The organism is Flavobacterium glaciei (genome assembly GCF_003350545.1).
Classification (GTDB): domain Bacteria; phylum Bacteroidota; class Bacteroidia; order Flavobacteriales; family Flavobacteriaceae; genus Flavobacterium; species Flavobacterium glaciei.
The window spans coordinates 26,835-49,520 of record NZ_QQBA01000018.1 but is presented as its reverse complement, the minus strand read 5'-3'; the positions used below and the strand labels follow the sequence as shown (position 1 = coordinate 49,520).

Annotated in this window: 17 protein-coding genes and 3 tRNA genes; 8 read left to right on the top strand and 12 right to left on the bottom strand. The window is 31.2% G+C overall.

The window, feature by feature from the left end; genetic code table 11:
- Window positions 1-114 precede the first annotated feature (114 nt).
- Window positions 115-876, bottom strand: a complete 762-nt coding sequence (locus DFR66_RS12810) for a C40 family peptidase (protein WP_114755229.1) — start codon at window positions 874-876, stop codon at window positions 115-117.
- A gap of 71 nt (window positions 877-947) precedes the next feature.
- Window positions 948-2,126, bottom strand: coding sequence for an acetyl-CoA C-acyltransferase (locus DFR66_RS12805; protein WP_114755228.1), 1,179 nt, complete (start codon window positions 2,124-2,126; stop codon window positions 948-950).
- Window positions 2,127-2,357: 231 nt separating this feature from the next.
- On the opposite strand from DFR66_RS12805, the gene DFR66_RS12800 reads away from it, so the two are divergent.
- From DFR66_RS12800 to DFR66_RS12785, 4 genes are all read left to right on the top strand, one after another.
- Window positions 2,358-2,441, top strand: a tRNA-Ser gene (locus DFR66_RS12800).
- Between the two features lie 16 nt (window positions 2,442-2,457).
- Window positions 2,458-2,532, top strand: a tRNA-Pro gene (locus DFR66_RS12795).
- 18 nt (window positions 2,533-2,550) lie between these two features.
- Window positions 2,551-2,624: transfer RNA gene (locus DFR66_RS12790), tRNA-Arg, on the top strand.
- Between the two features lie 89 nt (window positions 2,625-2,713).
- Window positions 2,714-3,373 (top strand): M15 family metallopeptidase, encoded by a 660-nt coding sequence (locus DFR66_RS12785; RefSeq protein WP_114755227.1) that lies wholly within the window; start codon window positions 2,714-2,716, stop codon window positions 3,371-3,373.
- A 3-nt stretch (window positions 3,374-3,376) separates the two neighbouring features.
- Here the strand turns inward: DFR66_RS12785 and DFR66_RS12780 are convergent, their stop codons facing one another.
- The 8 genes from DFR66_RS12780 to tsaD all read right to left on the bottom strand — a co-directional run bounded on the left by DFR66_RS12780 (window position 3,377) and on the right by tsaD (window position 11,283).
- Window positions 3,377-3,943, bottom strand: coding sequence for a hypothetical protein (locus DFR66_RS12780; protein WP_114755226.1), 567 nt, complete (start codon window positions 3,941-3,943; stop codon window positions 3,377-3,379).
- Between the two features lie 2 nt (window positions 3,944-3,945).
- Window positions 3,946-5,127: a THUMP-like domain-containing protein gene (locus tag DFR66_RS12775; protein ID WP_114755225.1), complete on the bottom strand. Its 1,182-nt coding sequence runs from the start codon at window positions 5,125-5,127 to the stop codon at window positions 3,946-3,948.
- 2 nt (window positions 5,128-5,129) lie between these two features.
- Window positions 5,130-6,221, bottom strand: coding sequence for an AI-2E family transporter (locus DFR66_RS12770; RefSeq protein WP_114755224.1), 1,092 nt, complete (start codon window positions 6,219-6,221; stop codon window positions 5,130-5,132).
- 76 nt (window positions 6,222-6,297) lie between these two features.
- Entirely contained in the window at window positions 6,298-7,245 is a 948-nt protein-coding gene (locus DFR66_RS12765) for a zinc metalloprotease (RefSeq protein ID WP_114755223.1), read from the bottom strand.
- Between the two features lie 240 nt (window positions 7,246-7,485).
- Window positions 7,486-8,433, bottom strand: coding sequence for a zinc metalloprotease (locus DFR66_RS12760; RefSeq protein WP_114755222.1), 948 nt, complete (start codon window positions 8,431-8,433; stop codon window positions 7,486-7,488).
- Between the two features lie 456 nt (window positions 8,434-8,889).
- Window positions 8,890-9,528 carry a DUF4159 domain-containing protein gene (locus tag DFR66_RS12755; RefSeq protein WP_114755221.1) on the bottom strand — a complete coding sequence of 213 codons (639 nt, stop codon included), beginning with the start codon at window positions 9,526-9,528 and terminating at the stop codon, window positions 8,890-8,892.
- A gap of 18 nt (window positions 9,529-9,546) precedes the next feature.
- Complete coding sequence (locus DFR66_RS12750) at window positions 9,547-10,257, bottom strand: 16S rRNA (uracil(1498)-N(3))-methyltransferase (protein WP_114755220.1); 711 nt, start codon at window positions 10,255-10,257, stop codon at window positions 9,547-9,549.
- 3 nt (window positions 10,258-10,260) lie between these two features.
- Window positions 10,261-11,283, bottom strand: a complete 1,023-nt coding sequence (gene tsaD, locus DFR66_RS12745; protein WP_114755233.1) for a tRNA (adenosine(37)-N6)-threonylcarbamoyltransferase complex transferase subunit TsaD — start codon at window positions 11,281-11,283, stop codon at window positions 10,261-10,263.
- A gap of 224 nt (window positions 11,284-11,507) precedes the next feature.
- On the opposite strand from tsaD, the gene DFR66_RS12740 reads away from it, so the two are divergent.
- The 4 genes from DFR66_RS12740 (at window position 11,508) to DFR66_RS12725 (ending at window position 19,355) form a co-directional block, all read left to right on the top strand.
- On the top strand, window positions 11,508-15,914 hold the full coding sequence (locus DFR66_RS12740) for a translocation/assembly module TamB domain-containing protein (protein ID WP_114755219.1): 4,407 nt from the start codon (window positions 11,508-11,510) through the stop codon (window positions 15,912-15,914).
- A gap of 383 nt (window positions 15,915-16,297) precedes the next feature.
- Window positions 16,298-17,284: a 6-phosphofructokinase gene (gene pfkA / locus DFR66_RS12735; protein WP_114755218.1), complete on the top strand. Its 987-nt coding sequence runs from the start codon at window positions 16,298-16,300 to the stop codon at window positions 17,282-17,284.
- A 74-nt stretch (window positions 17,285-17,358) separates the two neighbouring features.
- Complete coding sequence (gap, locus tag DFR66_RS12730) at window positions 17,359-18,363, top strand: type I glyceraldehyde-3-phosphate dehydrogenase (protein ID WP_114755217.1); 1,005 nt, start codon at window positions 17,359-17,361, stop codon at window positions 18,361-18,363.
- Window positions 18,364-18,503: 140 nt separating this feature from the next.
- Window positions 18,504-19,355 (top strand): N-acetylglucosamine kinase, encoded by an 852-nt coding sequence (locus DFR66_RS12725; RefSeq protein WP_114755216.1) that lies wholly within the window; start codon window positions 18,504-18,506, stop codon window positions 19,353-19,355.
- 121 nt (window positions 19,356-19,476) lie between these two features.
- On the opposite strand, the gene DFR66_RS12720 is transcribed toward DFR66_RS12725, so the two are convergent.
- Entirely contained in the window at window positions 19,477-19,857 is a 381-nt protein-coding gene (locus DFR66_RS12720; protein ID WP_114755215.1) for a RidA family protein, read from the bottom strand.
- 39 nt (window positions 19,858-19,896) lie between these two features.
- A complete protein-coding gene (locus DFR66_RS12715) occupies window positions 19,897-22,644 on the bottom strand; it encodes a putative LPS assembly protein LptD (protein ID WP_114755214.1) in 2,748 nt (915 codons plus the stop codon).
- Window positions 22,645-22,686 lie beyond the last annotated feature (42 nt).

Genomic DNA, 22,686 nt, shown 5'->3' with positions numbered 1-22,686 from the left:
CGCTTATAACGGATGTTTAAAATCCTGTTATAAGCGTTTCTTTATTGTCTAAAAAACGACTCTAATCAAAATAAGCGAAGTTTTTCAGTGCCCTCTATTTTTAGACAGGTTTTTTTATACTATTTTTTTAATGACTCTTAATTTATGTGTATGCTTATTTGTTTCAGCATTAAATATTCCTAAATGATCTAAGCGGTCAATTCTAACTTTTCCACTGGCGTGAATGATATAATTGTCGGCCATAATAATTCCAACATGAATAATACTGCCTTCGTCATTGTCAAAAAATGCTAAGTCTCCAGGTTCGCTTTCTTCAATAAAACTTAATGCTTCCCCTTGTGTTGATTGTTGGGATGCATCTCGTAATAATTTGTAGCCATTGAGTTTGTAAACCATTTGGGTAAAACCGGAACAATCAATACCAAAAGGTGTTTTCCCACCCCAAAGATAAGGAGCGTTCAAATACATAAACGCAGTGTTTATTATGCTTTCTTTGCTTTTTACCCCGCTACTCTTAGTTCCTTCAAAATCAAAGTTCGAAATATTTATCTCATTGTGATGTATAAAAGAAACGGAAGCACCAAGCGGTATTGGTATCAATATATTATTAGGTGCAGTAATATATTCTATCAAGTCAGCATTTAAAATAATGGTTTCGGTAGATAGTTGCTTAAAACTGGCTTCAGAAATCAGTTGTAACTGTTTAGAATCGATCCAGCCTTCGTAATCATCATATTGCATTCTGATTCTGGACCATTGTCTCAATTGCTCTAAAATTTCAAAATGTTCACCAAATAAAACTTGAGAAACGATTTCGCTTTTGTCACTGGGTTCATAGCGAATAGGGATTATGGCTAGATTACAAATTCCGAACATTTAGGGTCTTTTATGAGTTAAAAATCATGAGTTATAAGTAGTAAAACTCATAACTCATAACTTATAATTATTTACGCTCTTTCAATTACAATTGCTGAAGCACCGCCACCGCCATTGCAAATTGCAGCAGCACCAATTTTAGCATTGTTTTGTTCTAAAACATTTAATAATGTAACAATGATTCTTACCCCTGAACAACCTAGAGGGTGTCCTAAAGAAACTGCTCCACCATTTACATTTACTTTGCTATCCTCTAATCCTAAAATTTTTGAGTTAGCTAAACCAACTACAGCAAATGCTTCATTAAATTCAAAATAATCTACATCATTAATTGATAATCCAGCTTTTTCTAATGCCTTAGGCAATGCTTTAGCAGGACTTGTAGTAAACCATTTAGGTTCTTGAGCCGCGTCAGCATATCCGTTGATATATGCTATAGGTTTTAATCCTAAAGCGATTGCTTTTTCTTCACTCATTAATATGACAGCTGCTGCACCGTCATTTATAGTTGATGCATTAGCTGCAGTTACAGTTCCATCTTTTGTAAAAACGGCATTTAATGTTGGTATTTTATCAAGTTTTACATTAGTAAATTCTTCATCTCTTGATACAATGATAGGATCTCCTTTTCTTTGAGGAACTGGAACAGGGACTACTTCATTGTCAAATTTCCCAGCATCCCATGCTTTTGCACTACGCTCATAGGATTGAATTGCGAAGTTATCTTGATCTTCTCGAGTTATATTGTATTCTGTAGCACACAAATCAGCACACACTCCCATAGCGCTGTTATCGTAAGCATCAGTAAGTCCATCTTTCTGCATTCCGTCAATCATGGTAGCAGGACCAAATTTAGTTCCATTTCTTAAATTCATGTAGTGTGGAATTAAACTCATGTTTTCCATTCCACCAGCCACTACAATTTCGGCATCACTGCATTGAATAGCTTGTGCTCCTAACATAACAGCTTTCATTCCTGAAGCGCATACTTTATTGATAGTGGTGCAGGCAACTGAATGTGGTAAACCGGCATATAGTGCAGCTTGTCTCGCAGGAGCTTGTCCTACACCAGCTTGAACTACATTGCCCATGTAAACTTCATCAATTAAATTTGGATCTAACTTTATTTTATCTAAAGCACCTTTAATAGCTATTGCTCCTAATTTTGGTGCAGTAACTGTAGATAATCCCCCCATAAAACTTCCGATAGGTGTCCTAACGGCAGAAACGATAACAACTCTTTTGTTCATGACTTTTTTATAATGTTGGTTTATGTAGCAAATTTAATCTTTTTTAAACAATTTCAAATTTTGATTTTGCCATTATCTTTTTTTAAATTTTAATCTATTCTATATGTTTGATTGTTAAGTGTTTTTGTAAAAACAATAAAAAATATTAAAAAAAAGGTCTTAAATAGTTGTGAGAAACGTAAAGATGTCTTAAATTTGCAACCGCAAAACAAGACACGTTTCTTTGAGCTTGGAGGGGTGCCAGAGTGGTAATGGAGCAGTTTGCTAAACTGTCATCGAGTGATCGGTGCCAGGGTTCGAGTCCCTGTCCCTCCGCTTTATAATTTTTTTTCGGGGTGTAGCGTAGCTCGGTTATCGCGCCTGCTTTGGGAGCAGGAGGCCGCAGGTTCGAATCCTGCCACCCCGACTTTTTTTCACGAGCAATGGAGGCATAGCTCAGCTGGATAGAGCACCTGCCTTCTAAGCAGGCGGTCGAAGGTTCGAATCCTTCTGCCTTCACTTAAACCGATACTTTTATTAGTATCGGTTTTTTTGTTTTTATATTTTCTATACCTAAAAATTGTTTTATTTTTATAAAAATAGTGTCTATGACTTCCTACTTCAAATCATTCATATTTCTATCTTCTATTTTTTGTGTGGTTTCTTGCAAGTCACAAACTATCATTGTGGATACTCAAGAAAAAAATAGTTTGATTATCAATGATACTACATTTGTAAATTTAAAAGAATACAGTCAAGATTTTGAATATGACATGAAGTACGCCACTGATGATAATTTCCTGAAAGCAAAAGTGTATGATTGTGCGGAGTGCTTTTTGCGTCTAAAAACGGTTAAGGGTTTACTAAAAGCCAATGCTAAATTTGCTCAAAAAGGATATAAAATAAAAATTTACGACTGTTACAGACCTTTGGATATCCAAAAAAAAATGTGGGAAATCGTTCCTAATCCTAAATATGTGGCAAATCCTGCTAAAGGTTCTATTCACAATAGAGGAGGGGCAGTAGATATTTCTCTTGTAACGCTTCAAGGAGAAGCAGTTGATATGGGTACTGATTTTGATTTTTTTGGAATTGAAGCGAGTCATAATTATACCAATGTTTCATATGAAGTAAAACTAAATAGGAAGCTTTTGAAATCAACAATGATAAAAAGCGGTTTCAATTCATTTGATTCAGAATGGTGGCATTATAATTTGAAGTCAGGTATAAATGATAAAGTTTCTAATTCTAAATGGGATTGTAAATAAAACTTATTCAATACATTTTAAATTATCCATGAAATAGGTTTCCGGTTTGTATGTTTCATTTGTTAATTCGGATTTAAACTCTTTTTTGAGGATGTAATCTTCGGTATCAGTAAAGTATTTAATACGCATCAGTGATACTGGAGAGTTTTTTAAATCTTCAAAACTATCTTTCATAAACATAAAAATCCCAGAATTCACTCTATTGTCGAATCCTTTTTCGTCTCGTAATAACGAACCACAATTTTCTTGATCGATATGTATTAGTGTAATTATTTTTCCATTGTTTAATTGTAAAAATAATTTAGAATTTTTATCAAAACAATTTGCTTTCAAAAATTCTTTACTTTTTTGGATTATCTGCAAATTCAATGTAGGTAATCCATCAGTTAGCGCCAAAGAATAAAAGATATAACTGGAATTTCCGGCAAATATTTTTTCGCTAATCATGTATTCTTTTGTCGATTTGTAAGTCCCTAAAGAATCGGTAACATTTGCATTATATTCACATGGTATTTGAGCAAATATATTTAGACTGAAGAACAATAATGCTAGTGTAATAAGGTGTTTCATTTTTATGATATTTTGGTGCAAATTAAAACTATTTTATGATTATTTTCATCAGTTGTAAAAAAACAATAGATATTTCCTCCATCTTTAATTTTCCATTTTTTCCGAATGCTTTCTACGCTATCAGGGAAATTACGGGTGGTGATATTTGCCTGACTTTTTTCTAAATAACTTTTCATTTCCGTTTTATTGTAAAAGAAAGTATTTGTGATTTCAAAAATGCGGCCTGGAAACGATGTTAACTTCATAGAAGTATACAAATGGGAATGTTTATGCAGTTTATTTAGATTATAAAAAGTGCTAATTTCATCAAACCCACCTGATTTCATAATGGCACTATTGGGCTCATATAAATACTTTTGAGGCAAACTGAAGATCGGAAATTTAACATCTTCGTTTAACACAAAATCAAATGATTCGGTTTTGTCCTTAACAATATTAGCAGTTTTTATACTTACATTTCCATGATAGTCTTTATGTAATTCCCACAATAGCTCTTTTACTTCATTTTCTACAGCTATGATATAAATACTTTTTACGTTTTTCAACTCGGATAAACCCGCAGAAATATCAAGAAGCGGTGCAGTTTTGATAAGGACTGCATCTGAGTTTTGAAAATAAAAATCGAGATTTTTAGGAACATTTGGCAAACAATCCTTGAGCATAAATACTTTTCCTTTGGCATCATTTCGTCTGGAAGGATCAATATATATCCAGTCCCATTTTGTTTTTAATGTATTTAAAGTATCTAAACTATCTCCTGAATAACAGGTGATGTTTAGAATATTTAATTGTTCAAAATTGTGTTTTACAAGATTAGAAAGTGCGGTATTAATCTCGCAATGAGCCACATTTTCTATTTTTTTTGCGAAATAAAAATCATCTACTCCAAAACCTCCCGTTAAATCGATTAGAGATTTACCAGATACAATAGAAGCTTTAAAAGCAGCAGTTTTTTCCGAAGATGTTTGTTCTACTGAAATTTTACTGGGATAAATAATGTTTTTAGTCGAAAACCAATTTGGTAATTTATCTTTTGCTTTTGTTTTGGCTTCAATTTGGTTCAAAACAGAAATCCAATCTACATCTTGAAAGGGATTTTTTTGAAGTGCTAGCTTAGAAATGCTTTTACCAATGTTTTTATTGATAAACGCTTGTATTTCGGCATTTAGAATTCTTAAATCCAAAATTAAATATCTTTAGTTAATAACATAATAATTTTGTTTTCCGGGAAGAATTCTTTACCCATAACCTTTATTATTGTGTAAAGTGGTACTGCTACTATCATACCTAATATTCCAAAAAGGAAACCTGCAATCAAGATAACAAGAAATATCTCCAGCGGATGTGAGCTAACACTTTTAGAAAAAATTATTGGCTGAGATAAATTGTTGTCAATTATTTGAACAATCCAAAAACCAATTAAAACATAAATGGTAGTTGGTAAAATTTCAGATTGAAAATCACTTCCCAAATTGCTCAACATGGTAAGTATAGCCGCAAGAAACGAAGCGATAAGTGGTCCAATATATGGAATGATGTTTAGTACAGCGCATAAAAATGCGATAACAATAGCATTTGGAACGCCAAAAATAATTAGAACTATAAGGTATAAAATGAATACAATAAATAATTGAAGCAGTAAACCAATGAAATAGCGAGATAGCAAGTAATTTATTTTTCCTAAAGAGTGTAATATTTGTTCTTCGTGACTGTTAGGAATCAGTTTTTTTACACCTAAAATGAACATCAAACGATCTTTAAGAAAAAAGAATGTAATAAATAAAACAGAACCTAATCCTACGCCCAAGCTACTAATGGTGCCTAGAATTGAATTTAAAAAGTTAGGGATAAAATTTAAATTAATCTTAGAGGTAATGTTAGCTTCTTTTAATACTTGTGCGGAATCAATTTGGTGATTTTCTAAAAATAGAGAGATTTGATTGATTAATTGAACTATATTTTTTTCGATTTCAACCGTATTAAGCAGAGACAGGTTTTCACCTTGAGATAAAATCAAAGGAACAAACATCATTATGAAACCAAATATAATTAATATGAAAATAAACAAAGTTCCTATGGTAGCAAAAACATGATTGAATTTTAAACGTTTCTTGAAAAAGTCCAAAATAGGATTTCCAATGAGTGTGAGAATAAATGCCACAACAAGATAAATCAGCACGGATTGAATTTGATAAAAAAAGAACAATACAAGTGCACAAAAAGTTATTGTTAACAATGCTCTAAGAATTCCGTTTGAAATAGTTTTTGAAGTAATCATGATTATATTTTAGTTTGTAAATATAAAAAAACTCGCTAACAAGTAGCGAGTTTTAAAATCTAAAAAAAACTAATAATTATAATCTGAAACTAGCTCTTGATCCACCGGAAAGAAAAACTGCAGACATTCTTGATTTTTGACCATTTGAGAACATGTACATTCCTCTGTCATCTGTATAATCCATATAGTTCATTGTCATCTCTACTGGGTTACCAGAACAAGTACTATAATGTGGGTAAGCTGGAACTCCAGAATTGGCTGCGTTGTGTGTAGGTGTGTCAGACACAAAATCACTACCACAAGTAGCATCACCCCAAATATGGCGTAAGTTCATCCAGTGACCTACTTCATGAGTTGCTGTTCTTCCTAAGTTAAAAGGATATGTAGCAGTACCTGTTGTTCCTAAATATTTAGAATCAATTACTACACCGTCAGTAGAAGAAGATCCACCTGGAAATTGCGCATAACCTAAAATTCCACCACCAATAGTACAAGCCCAAAGGTTCATTTTTGTTGTTGGAGAGGTAGGTGCAATTCCACCTTGTGAAGCAATTTTCATTGCATTGTTTGTACCCCATGAAGTTTTAGTAGTTGCTTTTCTGTAAACCGCTTCAAGTACAAAAGAGATTCCAACATTTGCTTTTACACCTGAAAATAAAGAAGGTACTTTATTAAAATCTGAGTTAGTTGCATTAAAATCTTTGTTTAAAACGTCAATTTGAGATCGAATTTGTGATAATGAAATATTTTCAGCAGTTGTTCTGTATAATACATTAACTACGACAGGAATTTGAATTTTCCCATTTACTATTCGAGCAGATGCTATTGATTTTTGTGTGAATGCTTCAATCTCGTTCATTCTTAGTGCTAGTTTTGGATCAGCTTTCATTTGAGCTAATAAAACTTCTTGAGAAGCACAACCTCGTTTTGCTATTGCATTTGCTTCTGGAGTAATTTCTGTTGTGTCATTTTGACAAGAAAAAAGCATCAATAATGCTACAGCAGATAATAGAATTTTTTTCATAATAAATTTGTTATAAATTAATGGTTTTGGTTAATTATGTCGCAATTTTATAACAATTTTTTAGATAAAAAATTTTTTAAACAAAAATTTAAAAAATAATCTAAAAAATACGTTAAAATTATGCTTTAATCATAAGAACAAGAAATGGGTTGTTTTTATATTTTTTGAATAGATTGAAAATAAATTCAAAAAGAAGAGGTGACCTAAAAGTCGCCTCTTTTATTTAAGCTTTAAAGAAAATTATATTCCGAAACCAGCTCTTGCTCCACCAGAAACAAATAAAGCTGACATTCTTGATTTTTGACCGTTAGAGAACATATACATTCCTCTATCGTCTGTGTAATCCATGTAGTTCATTGTCATTTCTACTGGAGTTCCAGTACAAGTGCTGTAATGTGGGTAAGCTGGTACACCATAATTTGCAGTGTTGTGCGTAGGTGTATCAGAAACTAAGTCACTTCCACAAGTTGCATCGCCCCAAATGTGACGTAAGTTCATCCAGTGACCTACTTCATGAGTCATAGTTCTTCCTAAGTTATAAGGAAAAGCTCCTGATCCAGATAGTCCAAAGTACTTAGAATCAACAACAACTCCATCAGTAGCAGCACTTCCACCAGGAAATTGTGCGTAACCTAAAATTCCACCGCCAATAGTACAAGCCCACATATTAAGTTTTGTAGTAGGTGAAGTAGGATTTAAACCTCCTTGTTTTGTTTTTTTCATAGCATCTCTAGTTCCCCAAGATGATTTATTTGTAGATTTTCTGTTTACTGTTTCTAAAACGAAAGTGATACCAACATTTGCAGCAACTCCAGAGAATTGAGCAGGAGTACTATTGAAATCCGAATTTGTTGCATTGAAATCTGCATTTAATACATCAATCTGAGATTGAATTTGAGCTAATGAAATATTCTCAGCAGCAGTTCTATATAATACGTTTACTACAACAGGAATTTCAATTTTACCATTTACTAAACGACCAGTTAGCATAGCTTTTTCAGTAAATGCTTCAATTTGGTTCATTCTTAAAGCTAAAGTTGGATCAGCTTTCATTTGAGCTTCAAGAACTTCTTGAGAGGCACATCCGCGACGTGCTAGTACGCTTGCTTCTGGAGCTATTTCTGTTGTTTCATTTTGACAAGAGAAAAGCATTAGTAATGCTACAGCAGATAAAAGAATTTTTTTCATAAAAAATTTGTTATATATTAATAGTTTTGGTTAATTATTTCACAATTCTATAACAATTATTTCACAAAAAAAATTTTAATAAAAAAAAATTAAAAAAAAATTAAAAAAAAAATTCATTCTATTGATTTTACTGCTTTTAGTAAATTCTGCCCATTTATAATTTACAAGTACTTTCATACAATTTTTTTTTGCATCGCATTTTGGCAATCAAAATTGTAGAGATAGTATAGGTATTTAAGAAAAAAAATAAGATTAAATAAAGTTATGTAAAGAATGGATATCAAATTGATGTTTTGTGATTTTACTAAAAATATCTTTTTTTAAATTTTTTATCTCTTATCATAAATAGTTGTAAGGAAATATATCTGATTGTGGAAGCGGATTTAAACAAAAACGGCTTACTCAAAATTAAATTTTGAATACGCCGTTTTAAAATATATTTTTGAAACAGAATTTTTAATTATTAAAAATATAATAAAGAATATTAGCACCCATTTTTAATGCTTTTTCCCTAACGTTAATTGGGTCGTTATTTACTTCTGGATCTTCCCAGCCGTCACCTAAATCGCATTCGTAAGTATAAAGCAATACTAATTTGTTTTTAACAAATATTCCGAAGGCTTGAGGTCGTTTACCATCATGCTCATGTATTTTTGGTAATCCATTTGGAAAAGAATATGGTTTTTGAAAAATGGCATGATTGGCTGGTATTTCAATTAAGTCATTATTTGGAAATATTTTTTTTATTTCTTTTCGGATATATTGGTCCATACCATAATTGTCATCAATATGGAGAAATCCTCCGGCAAGTAAATAATTTTTAATATTATTACTGTCAGCATCAGTAAAGACTACATTTCCATGCCCTGTCATATGAACATAGGGATAGGAAAATAAATCCGGACTGCTAGGTTCAACAGTGGATGGTTTTGATTTTATTCGGGTATTGATATTAGCATTACAATATTTTATCAAATTTGGTAAAGAAGTAGGATTTGCATACCAGTCACCGCCACCGCTGTATTTTACCAAAGCAATTTCTTGTGAAAAAGTTGGTATTGAAAACAATAACAGTAGATAAAATAGTTTTTTCATAATTATTTAAATCGGTGTTTATTGTTCCTCATTTACAAAAATTACGCTATGGCAAGCAACTATTGCTGCAGTTTCAGTTCTTAATCTTGTATTCCCCAAGGAAACGGGTATAAAGTTATTTTCTATTGCTAAAGCGATTTCTTTTTCAGAAAAATCACCTTCAGGTCCTATGATTAATGTGATATCTGTATTAGGTTTCAAAACTGATTTTAGTGTTTTTTTATCTGTTTCTTCACAATGCGCAATTAGTTTTACACCTTCAATTTTGAGATTAAAAAATTCTTTTAAGGTTATGGCTTTATTTAATTTTGGTAAAAACAATTCATTGGATTGCTTCATGGCTGCCAACAAAATTTTATCAAATCGTTCATTATTGATAACTTTTCGTTCAGAGTGATCACAAATAATAGGTGTTATCTCGTGTATACCAATTTCAGTTGCTTTTTCTAGAAACCATTCATAACGATCATTCATTTTAGTAGGCGCTACCGCCAAATGCAAATGAAATTTTGAAGCTGTTGCTTTTTCGAATGAAAGGATTCTAACGGTGCATTTACTGTCCGATGCTAAAGTGATTTCAGTTTTAAATAAAAAGCCTAAACCATTGGTTACAAATAATATATCAGTATCTTTCTTTCGCAGAACTTTAATAATATGTTTGCTTTCTTCTTTATCAAAAGAAAAAGTTTCAGTAAATTCAGTAATATTTGGATTGTAAAATAATTGCATAATTTATAATTGAATTCTTGCTTTAGAAACCACAGAAGAGGTTTCAAATTTTTGGGATAAAAACTTTTGATAACCTACAATTCCAATCATTGCAGCATTGTCTGTAGTATATTCAAATTTAGGGATGAAAGTTTTCCATCCGAATTTACTCTCTGTCTCCTTTAATGTTTTTCGGATTCCAGAATTTGCAGAAACTCCTCCGCCAATTGCTATTTGTTTAATACCTGTTTCTTTTACTGCCAATTTTATTTTGTCCATCAAAATTTCGATGATGGTATGTTGAATAGAGGCGCAAATGTCATTGAGGTTCTCTTCAACAAAATTTGGATTTTCTAACTTTTTCTTTTGAATAAAATATAAAATAGCAGTTTTTAGACCTGAAAAGCTGAAATCTAATCGAGGAACTTTTGGTTTTGTAAAAGCAAAGGCTTTTGGATTTCCTAATTGCGCATATTTATCAATCAAAGGACCGCCGGGATAGGGAAGACCTAGTATTTTGGCACTTTTATCAAAAGCTTCACCTACTGCATCATCGGTTGTTTCTCCGATTACAGTCATGTCAAAAAAATTATCAACCTTTATAATTTGGGTATGTCCACCACTTATAGTTAGTGCTAAAAAAGGGAATGTAGGTTTTTCATATCCTTCTTCGTCTATAAAATGAGCTAAAACGTGCGCTTGCATATGGTTTACGGCAATCAATGGAATTTGCATAGCTAAAGCGATTGATTTTGCAAACGAATTTCCAACTAAAAGCGAACCCATAAGTCCAGGACCTTGTGTAAAGGCAATTGCCGATAGTTGTTCTTTTTGTATATTTGCATTTCGAAGCGCGGCATCGATTACCGGAACTATGTTTTGTTGATGTGCGCGCGAAGCAAGTTCAGGAACCACGCCACCATATTGATTATGTATAAGCTGATTTGCAACAACATTGGACAATACTTTATCGTTTTGTAGAACAGCAGCTGCGGTATCATCACAGGAACTTTCGATGGCAAGAATAAAAACCTCGGAATTTTGCATAAAAAGGCACAAATTTTGAATTACATTTGACAAGTCGATTATAAAAATCATTTTGTAGCAGTCAAAATTAAAGAATTTTTATTTAAGGTGCTTCCATTTCCATAGGCAAAATGAAATATTAGAAAATTTAAATAGTAATAAGTATCAAAAAAATTAGAAAAATAGTATTTCGTTCTTTACTTGGACTAATCCTACTTTTGTTAGTACTCGGTATTTCTCTTACTATGCCTTTTGTGCAAACTAAAATTGCGCAATATTTTACAAATAGTATAAACAAAGATTTTGGGACTAATATTAATATTGATGAAGTTGCCATTTCTGTTTTTGGGGGAGTAAAATTTAAAAAAGTATTAATTCGGGATCATTATAAAGATACGTTGATTTATGCCAATAGAATTTCAACCACTATTTTAGAAGGGAAAAAAATGCTCGATGGGGATTTAATCTTTGATGATTTAGATTTGCACGGATTACTTATAGATTTGAAAACTTATAAAAATGATAAAGAATCTAATCTTGATAAATTCATTAAAGCCTTTGAATCCAACAAACCGTCTAGTAGAAAGTTTTTACTAAAAGCTAATAAATTGCAAATTCACAATGGGCGTTTTATTGTAACAGACCTAAACCGAGAAAATCCTAAAGACGTTGATTTCACAAAACTGAATGCTTCTGTAACTGATTTTCAGATATATGGTCCTGATGTTACCACAATGATTAATAAAATGTCATTTTTGGACTTTCGCGGATTGTACGTCAAAAATTTAAGCTCTAAGTTGAGTTATTCTAGAAAAAATATAAAACTGGAAAATCTTGATTTGTTGACTAAGGAATCAACATTGAAAGGGAACGTTATATTAAAATATAAAATCGAAGATTTCTCGAATTTTACGGACAAAGTTCAATTTGATATCAAATTAGATGCAGCATCAATTGCTTCTAATGATATTCGTTATTTTTATAAGGAGTTAGGCAAGAACCAACATTTTTATACTAAAGCAAGTATAAAAGGGACGCTTAATGATTTAAAATTTAAGAATTTAGAATTAGTTGATGATCGTAAAACTCAAATTAATGGTGATATCAATTTTAAAAATTTGTTTGCTAAGAAAGGGCAAAAATTTTCGATGTATGCTAAGTTTAACAAGTTAACGTCTAGCTATGATGATTTAATTGTAATACTTCCCAATATTTTAGGGAATAAATTACCTACCTCTTTAAAGAAATTAGGAAGATTTACTGCCTCTGGTATTTCTAATGTTTCTACTACTGCTGTTGAAGCTGATTTTACTATGACTACCGCATTAGGAATTGTCACTTCAAATTTAGAAATACAAGATATTAATGTCATAGATAAGGCTTCTTATTTTGGTAATGTGATTTTAGAAAATTTTGACATTGGTACCTTATTGGATCAAAAAGAATTAGGCAGGGTGAGTTTGATTATTGATGTAGATGGAATGGGATTCAAACAAAAATATCTAGACACTGCTATCAAGGGTGATATTAGTCAAATAGAGTATAAAAATTATAATTATACCAATATTGTTGTCGATGGAACACTTAAAAGTCCTTATTACAAAGGTCAAATTTCTGTGAATGACCCTAATTTGAGTATGAATTTTGATGGCTTATTAGATTTAAGTAAAAAAGACAGTCGGTACGATTTTCATATTAATGTTGAAAATGCCGATTTGAATAAATTGAAATTGATTAAAGATTCTATTTCTGTGTTTAGAGGTGATGTTGTGGTTCAGGCTTCGGGTAATAACATTGAGAATTTTCAGGGAAATGTGTACATCAATAAGACGTCTTATCAAAATGCAAAAGACACATATAATTTTGATGACTTCACCATAAATTCAACTTTTGACCAAAATAGAATTAGAACCATAAATCTAAAATCACCAGATATTGTTCAGGGTGAAATTGTAGGTAAATATGAATTCAATCAATTAGAAAATTTAGTTAAAAATTCTCTTGGTAGTCTTTACACAAATTTTAAACCTAATAAGGTTAAGAAAGGGCAATTTCTTAAGTTTAATTTTTCGATTTATAATAAAATTATAGAGATTTTTTACCCTAATATCTCAATTGGTTCTAATACAATAGTAAAAGGAAATTTAAGTTCTGATAATCAAGAGTTTAAATTGAATTTTAATTCTCCGCAAATAATTGCTTCTGATAATACATTTGATAATATTAGAGTTTCAGTAGATAATAAAAATCCACTTTATAATGCTTATATTGAATTAGATAGTATAAAAACTAAATATTATAAAATTCGTGATTTTAGTGTGATTAATGTGACTATGAAAGACACGTTATTCTTTCGTTCTGAATTTAAAGGCGGGTCAAAAGGAGAGGATTATTATAATCTGAATTTATATCATACAATTAATAAGGATAATAATAATGTAGTAGGAATCAGTAAATCAGAGGTGAAATTTAAGGATTATCTTTGGTTTTTGAATGAGGATGAAACTCCAAATAATCAGATTGTTTTTGATAAAAACTTTCAAAACTTCGATATTGATAATATAATATTGTCGCACGAAAACCAATCAATTTCTTTAATGGGTGCTTTTAAAGGATCCATAGTCAAGGATTTGAAATTGAGTTTTAAAGATGTTGATTTAAATCAAATTACACCTGCCAATAATAAGATTGTTGCACATGGAAATATAAATGGTGAAGTAAATTTTAAGCAAAATATTAATGTTTATCAGCCAACAGCTTCTATCGTAATCGATAATTTGAATGTAAATAAAACAGATTTAGGCACTCTGAATTTTGATATTAAAGGAGATGAAAGCCTTAAAAAGTTCACTATAAATTCTAATTTAGAGAATGAAAATCTTGAATCTTTTAATGCTAATGGAAGCTTTGAAATTATAAACAAAGAAACCATTCTTGATTTAAGACTAAAATTCGAAAAGTTTAACATTGCCGCTCTTAATTCGCTTGGCGGTGAAGTTTTATCAAACATCAGAGGTTCTATATCAGGGAATTCTACGATTGAGGGAAATCTTAAAAAGCCAAATATTAATGGACGTTTATTTTTAGACTATGCTGGTATAACCATTCCGTATTTGAATGTTGATTACGCATTGAGCAATAACACCATTATTGATCTTACTGATGAGAAATTTATGTTTAGAAATAACACGCTTAATGATACAAAATATGGAACAGTAGGTAAATTGAACGGAAGTATTGAGCATAATAATTTTGCAGATTGGAAATTAGATTTAGCTATAAGTTCTAAAAGGCTGTTAGCATTAGATACGCAAGACAGTGAAGATGCAGCATATTATGGAACTGCGTTTATTGATGGTATTGCAACTATAAAAGGACCTACAAATTCTTTGTTTATAAAAGTTGAGGCTAAATCTGAAAAAGGTACTGCTGTAAAAATTCCAATTAATAACGCAGAAAGTGTAAGTGACAACGTTTTTCTACATTTTGTAACTGCTCAGGAAAAATACAATCTAAAAAATGGAATTACGGATAATATCAGAAATTATAACGGACTGGAATTAGAGTTTGATTTAGATATTACACCAGATGCAGAAGTAGAAGTAATTTTAGACCGAAATACAGGTCATGGAATGAAAGGAAAAGGTTTTGGATCTTTATTGTTTAAAATAAATACTTTAGGAAAATTTAATATGTGGGGAGATTTCCAGGCTTATGAAGGAACCTATAATTTTAAATATGGAGGACTTATAGATAAGAAATTTGCAGTTAAAAAAGGAGGGTCTATTTCTTGGGAAGGAAATCCTATGAGAGCACAATTGAACCTTGAGGCGGTATACAAAACTATAGCGAATCCTGCAGTATTATTAGATAATTCATCATTTAATAATAAAGTTCCTGTTGAAGTAGTAATTGGTATTCGTGGCGATTTGACTAGTCCGGAACCTGATTTTAATATAGAATTCCCAACAGTGAGTAATGTTTTGAAATCAGAAATACAATATAAGTTAAATGATAAGGATGTAAGACAAACACAAGCCTTGTATTTATTATCATCTGGTGGTTTTTTGAGTCCAGAAGGAGTGAGTCAATCTGATTTTTCAGGAAGTTTGTTTGAGACTGCCTCTAGTATTCTAGGTGGAATCATACGATCAGATGATGAAAAATTTAAAGTTGGTCTTAATTTCATTGGAGCAGACAGAAGAATAGGCAAGGAAACAGACGGGCGATTTGTAGCCACTATTTCATCAAAAATAAATGAGAGGATTACTATCAATGGTAAACTAGGTGTCCCTTTTGGAGGGATTAATGAATCAGCAATAGTTGGAGATGTTGAAGTTTTATATAGAGTTAATGAAGATGGAACACTTAATTTGCGTCTTTTTAATAAAGAAAATGACATTAATTATATTGGTCAAGGAATTGGATATACACAAGGTTTAGGGGTTTCTTACGAGGTAGATTTTGATACTTTTAAAGAGTTAGTCAATAAAATTTTTAAAAATCTAAAAATAGACCGTGCTAGCGTGTCTAATGCTGAGGATCAAGATTCAGAGATGTCTCCTGATTACATAAATTTTTCTAAATCAAATAAATCTGTCCCTAAAAAGTTCAAAAAAAACTACGAAGGTTTACTTCCAGAGGAAAACTAATAATAAGACTTTTGATTACATAAACTTCTATTTCTTGATAAGTATGTAACATAGTGTTGGCTGGATATTAAAAAAGCCAGTAGATAAACCCTAATACATTCATAATTATTTTTTAAAGCAAAAGAAGAAAACGCTCTTTTAGCAACTCAATAATGAATACGCAGTATATTCTATTAATTTTCATTTAAATGAACAAACTAATTGTTAATTATCAAATAAAAATCGATTATTTTTCAATTTTGTTAAATTAAACTCATTCAAATTAGCTTTTCCAAAAACTTATCAACGAAAACGTTTGAATTTGGAACGGTTTACTAATTTATTGAAAACACAGCTTCAAAAGTGCTGAATGTTTGCTAATTTTACACTTTAATACTTAAATAATGCCAAAAACAATAAAAAAAGTTGGTGTTCTAACTTCGGGAGGAGACTCACCAGGAATGAATGCAGCTATTCGATCAGTTGTTCGAACATGTGCTTATCATAATATAGAATGCATAGGGATTTATAGAGGATATCAAGGAATGATTGAAGGAGACTTCAAAGAAATGGGACCTCGAAGTGTAAACAACATTGTAAATAAAGGAGGGACGATTCTTAAATCAGCTCGGTCTTTAGAATTTAAAACTCCTGAGGGAAGAAAAAAAGCACACGAAAATCTAACTAAAGCAGGAATTGATGCTCTAGTAGTTATAGGTGGTGACGGTACTTTTACAGGTGGTTTACTATTCAATACTGAATTTAATTTTCCAGTAATGGGAATTCCGGGAACTATTGATAATGATATTTTTGGGACGAGTCATACTTTAGGGTATGATACTGCTTTAAATACTGTAGTGGACGTAATTGATAAAATTAGAGATACTGCAAGTTCACACAACCGATTATTTTTTGTAGAAGTAATGGGTAGAGATGCTGGGCATATTGCTTTGAATGCTGGTATTGGTGCTGGAGCTGAAGAGATATTAATTCCAGAGGAGGATTTAGGTTTAGACAGACTATTAGAATCATTGCAAAAAAGTAAAGCTTCAGGAAAATCATCTAGTATAGTTGTTATAGCTGAGGGTGATAAAATAGGTAAGAATGTATTTGAATTAAAAGATTACGTTGAAGCTAATTTACCAGAATATGATGTTAGAGTTTCGGTTTTAGGTCATATGCAGCGTGGAGGTTCTCCTTCTTGTTTTGACAGAGTTCTTGCCAGTAGATTAGGAGTAAAAGCCGTTGAATCTTTGATTGAAGGTAAATCAAATTTTATGGTTGGATTACAAAATGATAAAGTAGCGTTGACGCCTTTAGAACAAGCAATCAAAGGAAAAACAATGATTGACAGAGAATTATTAAGAGTTTCAGACATTATGTCTACATAAGTTGTTAAAGTTTATAGTGAGGAAATTAGACTTTAGGTTGAGTTAATAAAAATAAACAAAAAAATTAAAGTAAAATGTCAAAAGTAAAATTAGGAATAAACGGATTTGGAAGAATTGGAAGAATTGTATTCAGAGAATCTTTCAACAGAGATAATGTAGAAGTTGTAGCTATTAATGATTTATTAGATGTAGATCACTTAGCTTACTTGTTAAAATATGATTCAGTACATGGTCGTTTCAACGGAACTGTTGAAGTTATAGATGGAAAACTTTTTGTAAACGGAAAAAACATTCGTATCACTGCTGAAAGAAATCCTGCAGATTTAAAATGGAATGAAGTTGATGTAGATGTAGTTGCTGAATGTACAGGTTTCTTTACTACTATCGAAACAGCATCTGAGCACATTAAAGGTGGTGCTAAAAAAGTTATTATTTCAGCTCCTTCTGCTGATGCTCCAATGTTTGTAATGGGAGTAAATCATGAGGAAGCTTTAGCAACTGATATGGTTGTTTCTAATGCATCTTGTACTACAAACTGTTTAGCTCCACTAGCTAAAGTTATTAATGATAACTTTGGAATTGTTGAAGCGTTGATGACTACTGTTCATGCAACAACTTCAACTCAAATGACTACTGATGGTCCTTCTAGAAAAGACTGGAGAGGTGGACGTGCAGCAAACCTAAATATTATCCCATCATCAACAGGTGCAGCAAAAGCAGTTGGAAAAGTTATTCCTTCATTGAATGGAAAATTAACAGGTATGTCAATGCGTGTTCCTACAGCTGACGTTTCTGTAGTAGATTTAACTGTAAAAGTGGCCAAAGAAACTTCTTATGAAGAAATTATGGCAGTTTTGAAAAATGCTTCTGAAACTACAATGAAAGGTATCTTAGGATATACTGAAGATTTAGTTGTTTCTCAAGATTTCATTTCAGATTCAAGAACTTCTATCATTGATGCTAACGCTGGAATTGGATTGAATTCTACTTTCTTCAAAATTATCTCTTGGTATGATAATGAATATGGTTATTCAAGCAAATTAATTGATTTATCTGTACACATTGCAGGTTTAAAATAATTCTTTATATTTACAAATCCCGTTATATTATATTTAACGGGATTTTTATTTTTTGTTTACTTTTTATGAGTGCAAATTTTATTTTGAACGCATTCTAAATAAGAAAAACAAAATTCAAAAAACCAAAAAAACCAAAAAAAATGAGATTATTAGTTGATAGTGGTTCTACTAAAGCCGATTGGATTGCGATAGATGATGCCGGTAAAGTATTGTTTACCACGCAAACATTAGGGTTAAATCCAGAAATTCTAGATGGAGATGAAATTATTGAACGTTTGAATGACCGTTTTGATATTTTACAAAATAAAAAAGAGGCTACTCATTTATTTTTTTATGGCGCAGGTTGTGGAACTGATAAAATGAAAATTTCACTTTCACAAATTTTTCAAAACTATTTTCCTAATGCAATTATTGTTGTTGAAGAGGATACTTATGCTGCGGTTTACGCAACAACTCCAAAGGGAGAAAAAGCAATTGTATCTATTTTAGGAACAGGGTCAAACTGTAGTTATTTTGATGGTAAAGAGTTACACCAGAAAGTTCAATCGCTAGGCTATATTGCTATGGATGATTGTAGTGGTAATGTTTTTGGAAAAGAATTAATCAGAAAGTATTATTTCAATAAAATGCCAAAAGAACTGGCAGTAGAATTTGAAAAAGAATACGATTTAGATCCAGATGCAATTAAAAGCAAATTGTATAAAGAGCCAAATCCAAATGCGTATTTGGCAACTTTTGCAAAGTTCTTAATTCAACATAAAGAAACAGAATTCTGTAGAAAAATTATTTTCAAAGGAATGAAATCATTTGTAAAAAATTATATCAAACAATATGATAATTGCAAGGAAGTTCCTATTCATTTTGTAGGTTCTATTGCTTTTTATCTAAAAGAAGAATTACAGGAAACATTTGATAAATACGAATTGCAATTAGGGAATGTTTTAAGAAGACCAATTGATGGTTTGATTGCATATCACATTGCCAATAAATAGTATTTTAAAGTATTTTTAAATTACAAATCACTACCGATTTACTTCAAGCAAGTAAATTTGTAGTGATTTTTTTTGGAATAAATAGTAACTTTTATTTGTATTAAATATTGAACAACACTTGTTATAGTATTGCAATCATTGAAATTTCAACATTTACATTTTTTGGCAAACAAGCCACTTGAACTGTTTCTCGCGCCGGAGCAGTTGTTTCATTAAAATAAGAACCGTAAACAGTATTTATTTTAGCAAAATCATTCATGTCCATGATAAAAATTGTAGTTTTAACCACATTGTCAAACGTCATTCCAGCTGCTTCTAATACAGCTTTCATGTTTTGCATTACTTGTTCTGTTTCTACTTCAATAGTAGTTGTAACTAATTCTCCTGTTTTTGGATCAATTGCTATCTGTCCTGAAGTATAAAGTGTGTTTCCTTTAAGAACCGCTTGATTGTATGGTCCTATAGGTGCTGGAGCATTTTCTGTAAAAATTATCTTTTTCATAAAACAGTTTTATATTTTTTAAAAATTTATAAAAATTGATTAACGGTTTATGGTACTTCTTTTGTCCCACTTAATGTCACTTAGAACACCAGATTTTATCCCGATGAAGAATCCCCAGTTGGCATTAGTACCAAAAGGAGACCAGTTAAAATCCATTCTCCAGCTCAATAAATCTCTCTCAAATCGAAGTTGTGTAAAAGTAACTCCATTTTGGACAAAATCATAACCAGTAGATATTCCTGCTTTCCATTTTGGTGTGATATCAGCATTAGCAGAAATCATTATTGAATTACCAATTATTTTATTTTCTCTATTGTTATTTCCGTAAGTTAGTGAGTATGCAAATGTCATGTCCCAAGGTAGTTTTGAATTGAAAAATTCTGAAATTTCATCTTCGCCTTCCTCTTCCTCTTCTTCAAATTGACTTCTTCGGCTGTCACCTAAATCTGTATTTGTACCAAATAAATCATCCTCACGACCACCGTTTCTTTGACTCTGGTTATTCTTCTCCTTATCTGTTTTGTCTTTTCCTTGACTCGAAATAGAATAGTTGACTGTCATATTAGAACTGGTCATTCTAAAAAGACTCCCACCATTATCAATATTAAAAACATTTATTCTGTTTCCAGAATTATCAATGGCATACGGATCTAATGTAGCACCAAAATTGACATTCATTTTATTATCTAATAATGCTGTTCCGCCGCTAACTCTAATAGGTGAAAATGCGAGTGAAGTTATACCATCCGCATCCAGATTATAAGAGGTGGAAAGGTTTAAATTATTTAGTAACATTATCTTTTTGGCTTCTACTTTTGTGGAGTCTTTATCGGTTACTTTGGCTTCAAAAGTATTACTCAAATCAAAACCCAAAGTATTAGAGCTACCTATACCCGGAGCTCCATAAATTCCGTTTTCAAATCGTGAATATTGTTTGATCATAGATCCGCTGGCATCAGCTGCATAAGTGTCATAATATTTTTCGAAACTAGGTGTGTAACCATAAGAAACAGATGGTCGCATGACGTGTCTTATAGATTTTATTTTTTTGTCATCACCAAAATTAAAAGTTCCATAAATAGTAGTTCCTAAACTGGACGAAAAAGAGTATGTTCTAAAAGCATCAAATCCGTTAATGGTTTTATCAACAACTTTGCTTTGGTCAACATCATAATTTCTTTCAATTGTTTTTGTGTACCATATTTCTTCATAGTTCATGGATGATGAAGCACTAAAATATTTGAATAATTTAAAATTGGTACTTAATGGTATACTATGTTGAAAACCAACTTTTGCATCTCTAAACATTTGCGGTTTAAAAAATAATGAGTCAGAGGTAATGATACTGTTTCTTCCGTTTAAATTATATTGTAAGTTGATGTTTTTTAAGAAACCTTTTCTAACTCCGTCTTTACCTACAAATGGATAAATACGGTCCACACTTAACTGTAAAGTTGGCAAAGTCATATTGATTTCTTCAGTTTGCGTATTTTGTGAATGTGTTGCTGTAAGTGACATTCTTACCTGTGGCACCGAAGTAAATGTTTTTGAATACGAAATAGATGAGCTTAATGTATTATTAAGATTGGAACCAATGTTAATTTGATTAATGGATTGCTGGAAATATTTGCTGCTTCCAAGATTCACAGATGCAGAAAAACTGGAATTAGGATTTGATTTAGAGTCTTTAGAATGAGACCATTGGATGTTATAAATATTTTGTTTCAAATAATCTGGATAACCTCTTTCACTAGTTATTAAATTTTCAAATCTCACGTTCAGATTTCCTCTGTAATTGTATCGTTTTGCATAACTAGTTTCAAAACGCAATCCATAACTTCCATTAGTATAATAATCTCCTAAAACGGTCAAATCATAATTATCGCTCAGCGCAAAATAATATCCTAAATTTTGAAGAGAAAAACCTCTGTTATTAGAATCGTTATAGCTTGGTAAAATCAAACCTGAAATACTTGTTTCTTTACTCATAGGGAAAAAAGCAAATGGCAGCGCTATTGGTGTTGGCACATTTGCAATCACCATATTAGTCAAACCGGTTACCACTTTTTTGCCAGGAATAAATTTTACTTTATTTGTTTGAAAATAATATTCAGGATTGTCTACATCTTTTGAAGTGGTAAAACGAGCTCCTTTTAAAAAATAAACTGAATCATTTTCTTTTTTGGTGATAGCTGCTTTTATTTTAAATTCTCCTTGATCGGATCTTGAATTCCAAATCAAAGCTTTTTTTGTTTTAAAATTAAAACGAATAGAATCGGGTTCAATTACATTTGTTCCTTGCTTAAAATTTGGATATTGCGTGTAAGTACCTGTCGAATCCTTAATCCGTCCGGCATACACTTCATTTTTTTCATAATCCATCACGATAATACCAGACTTTAATTCAACGTCCTGATAGTATAATTCTGCTTTGTCGTAAAGTATAATGATTTTTTTCTTCTGGTCAATTTTAGCATAATTATCTGCTTTGTATTTTACTTTACCGTCAAGAAATGCTTTTTTAGGTTTGATACTGTCCATTTTAATGGTATCAGTTTCTTTTTCAACCGTTAAAACTGAAGTTTTAGTCGTATTTATGCTTGGTTTAGTTCTATCTGTTTGATTGTTAGCAGGTACAGTAGTCTTTTTTTTTGTTATATCTTGAGAATATAATTTACCAGAACCTAAGGATAGGAAAATTGATAATAAAACGATATTAAATAAGTTTGTATGCAAAGGTTTAAATGCTATTTTTGTAAAATTTTGGCCTGTTTTTTGACATGTCAAACTTACATATTATTTTTTGTCAAAAATAGGCAAATAAATATT

Excerpts from the sequence above, each read along its gene's own strand:
- DFR66_RS12810 (WP_114755229.1), bottom strand. The coding sequence starts at position 876 with ATGTTCGGAATTTGTAATCTAGCCATAATCCCTATTCGCTATGAACCC.
- DFR66_RS12805 (WP_114755228.1), bottom strand. The coding sequence starts at position 2,126 with ATGAACAAAAGAGTTGTTATCGTTTCTGCCGTTAGGACACCTATCGGA.
- DFR66_RS12785 (WP_114755227.1), top strand. The coding sequence starts at position 2,714 with ATGACTTCCTACTTCAAATCATTCATATTTCTATCTTCTATTTTTTGT.
- DFR66_RS12780 (WP_114755226.1), bottom strand. The coding sequence starts at position 3,943 with ATGAAACACCTTATTACACTAGCATTATTGTTCTTCAGTCTAAATATA.
- DFR66_RS12770 (WP_114755224.1), bottom strand. The coding sequence starts at position 6,221 with ATGATTACTTCAAAAACTATTTCAAACGGAATTCTTAGAGCATTGTTA.
- DFR66_RS12765 (WP_114755223.1), bottom strand. The coding sequence starts at position 7,245 with ATGAAAAAAATTCTATTATCTGCTGTAGCATTATTGATGCTTTTTTCT.
- DFR66_RS12760 (WP_114755222.1), bottom strand. The coding sequence starts at position 8,433 with ATGAAAAAAATTCTTTTATCTGCTGTAGCATTACTAATGCTTTTCTCT.
- DFR66_RS12755 (WP_114755221.1), bottom strand. The coding sequence starts at position 9,528 with ATGAAAAAACTATTTTATCTACTGTTATTGTTTTCAATACCAACTTTT.
- DFR66_RS12750 (WP_114755220.1), bottom strand. The coding sequence starts at position 10,257 with ATGCAATTATTTTACAATCCAAATATTACTGAATTTACTGAAACTTTT.
- tsaD (WP_114755233.1), bottom strand. The coding sequence starts at position 11,283 with ATGCAAAATTCCGAGGTTTTTATTCTTGCCATCGAAAGTTCCTGTGAT.
- DFR66_RS12740 (WP_114755219.1), top strand. The coding sequence starts at position 11,508 with ATGCCTTTTGTGCAAACTAAAATTGCGCAATATTTTACAAATAGTATA.
- pfkA (WP_114755218.1), top strand. The coding sequence starts at position 16,298 with ATGCCAAAAACAATAAAAAAAGTTGGTGTTCTAACTTCGGGAGGAGAC.
- gap (WP_114755217.1), top strand. The coding sequence starts at position 17,359 with ATGTCAAAAGTAAAATTAGGAATAAACGGATTTGGAAGAATTGGAAGA.
- DFR66_RS12725 (WP_114755216.1), top strand. The coding sequence starts at position 18,504 with ATGAGATTATTAGTTGATAGTGGTTCTACTAAAGCCGATTGGATTGCG.
- DFR66_RS12720 (WP_114755215.1), bottom strand. The coding sequence starts at position 19,857 with ATGAAAAAGATAATTTTTACAGAAAATGCTCCAGCACCTATAGGACCA.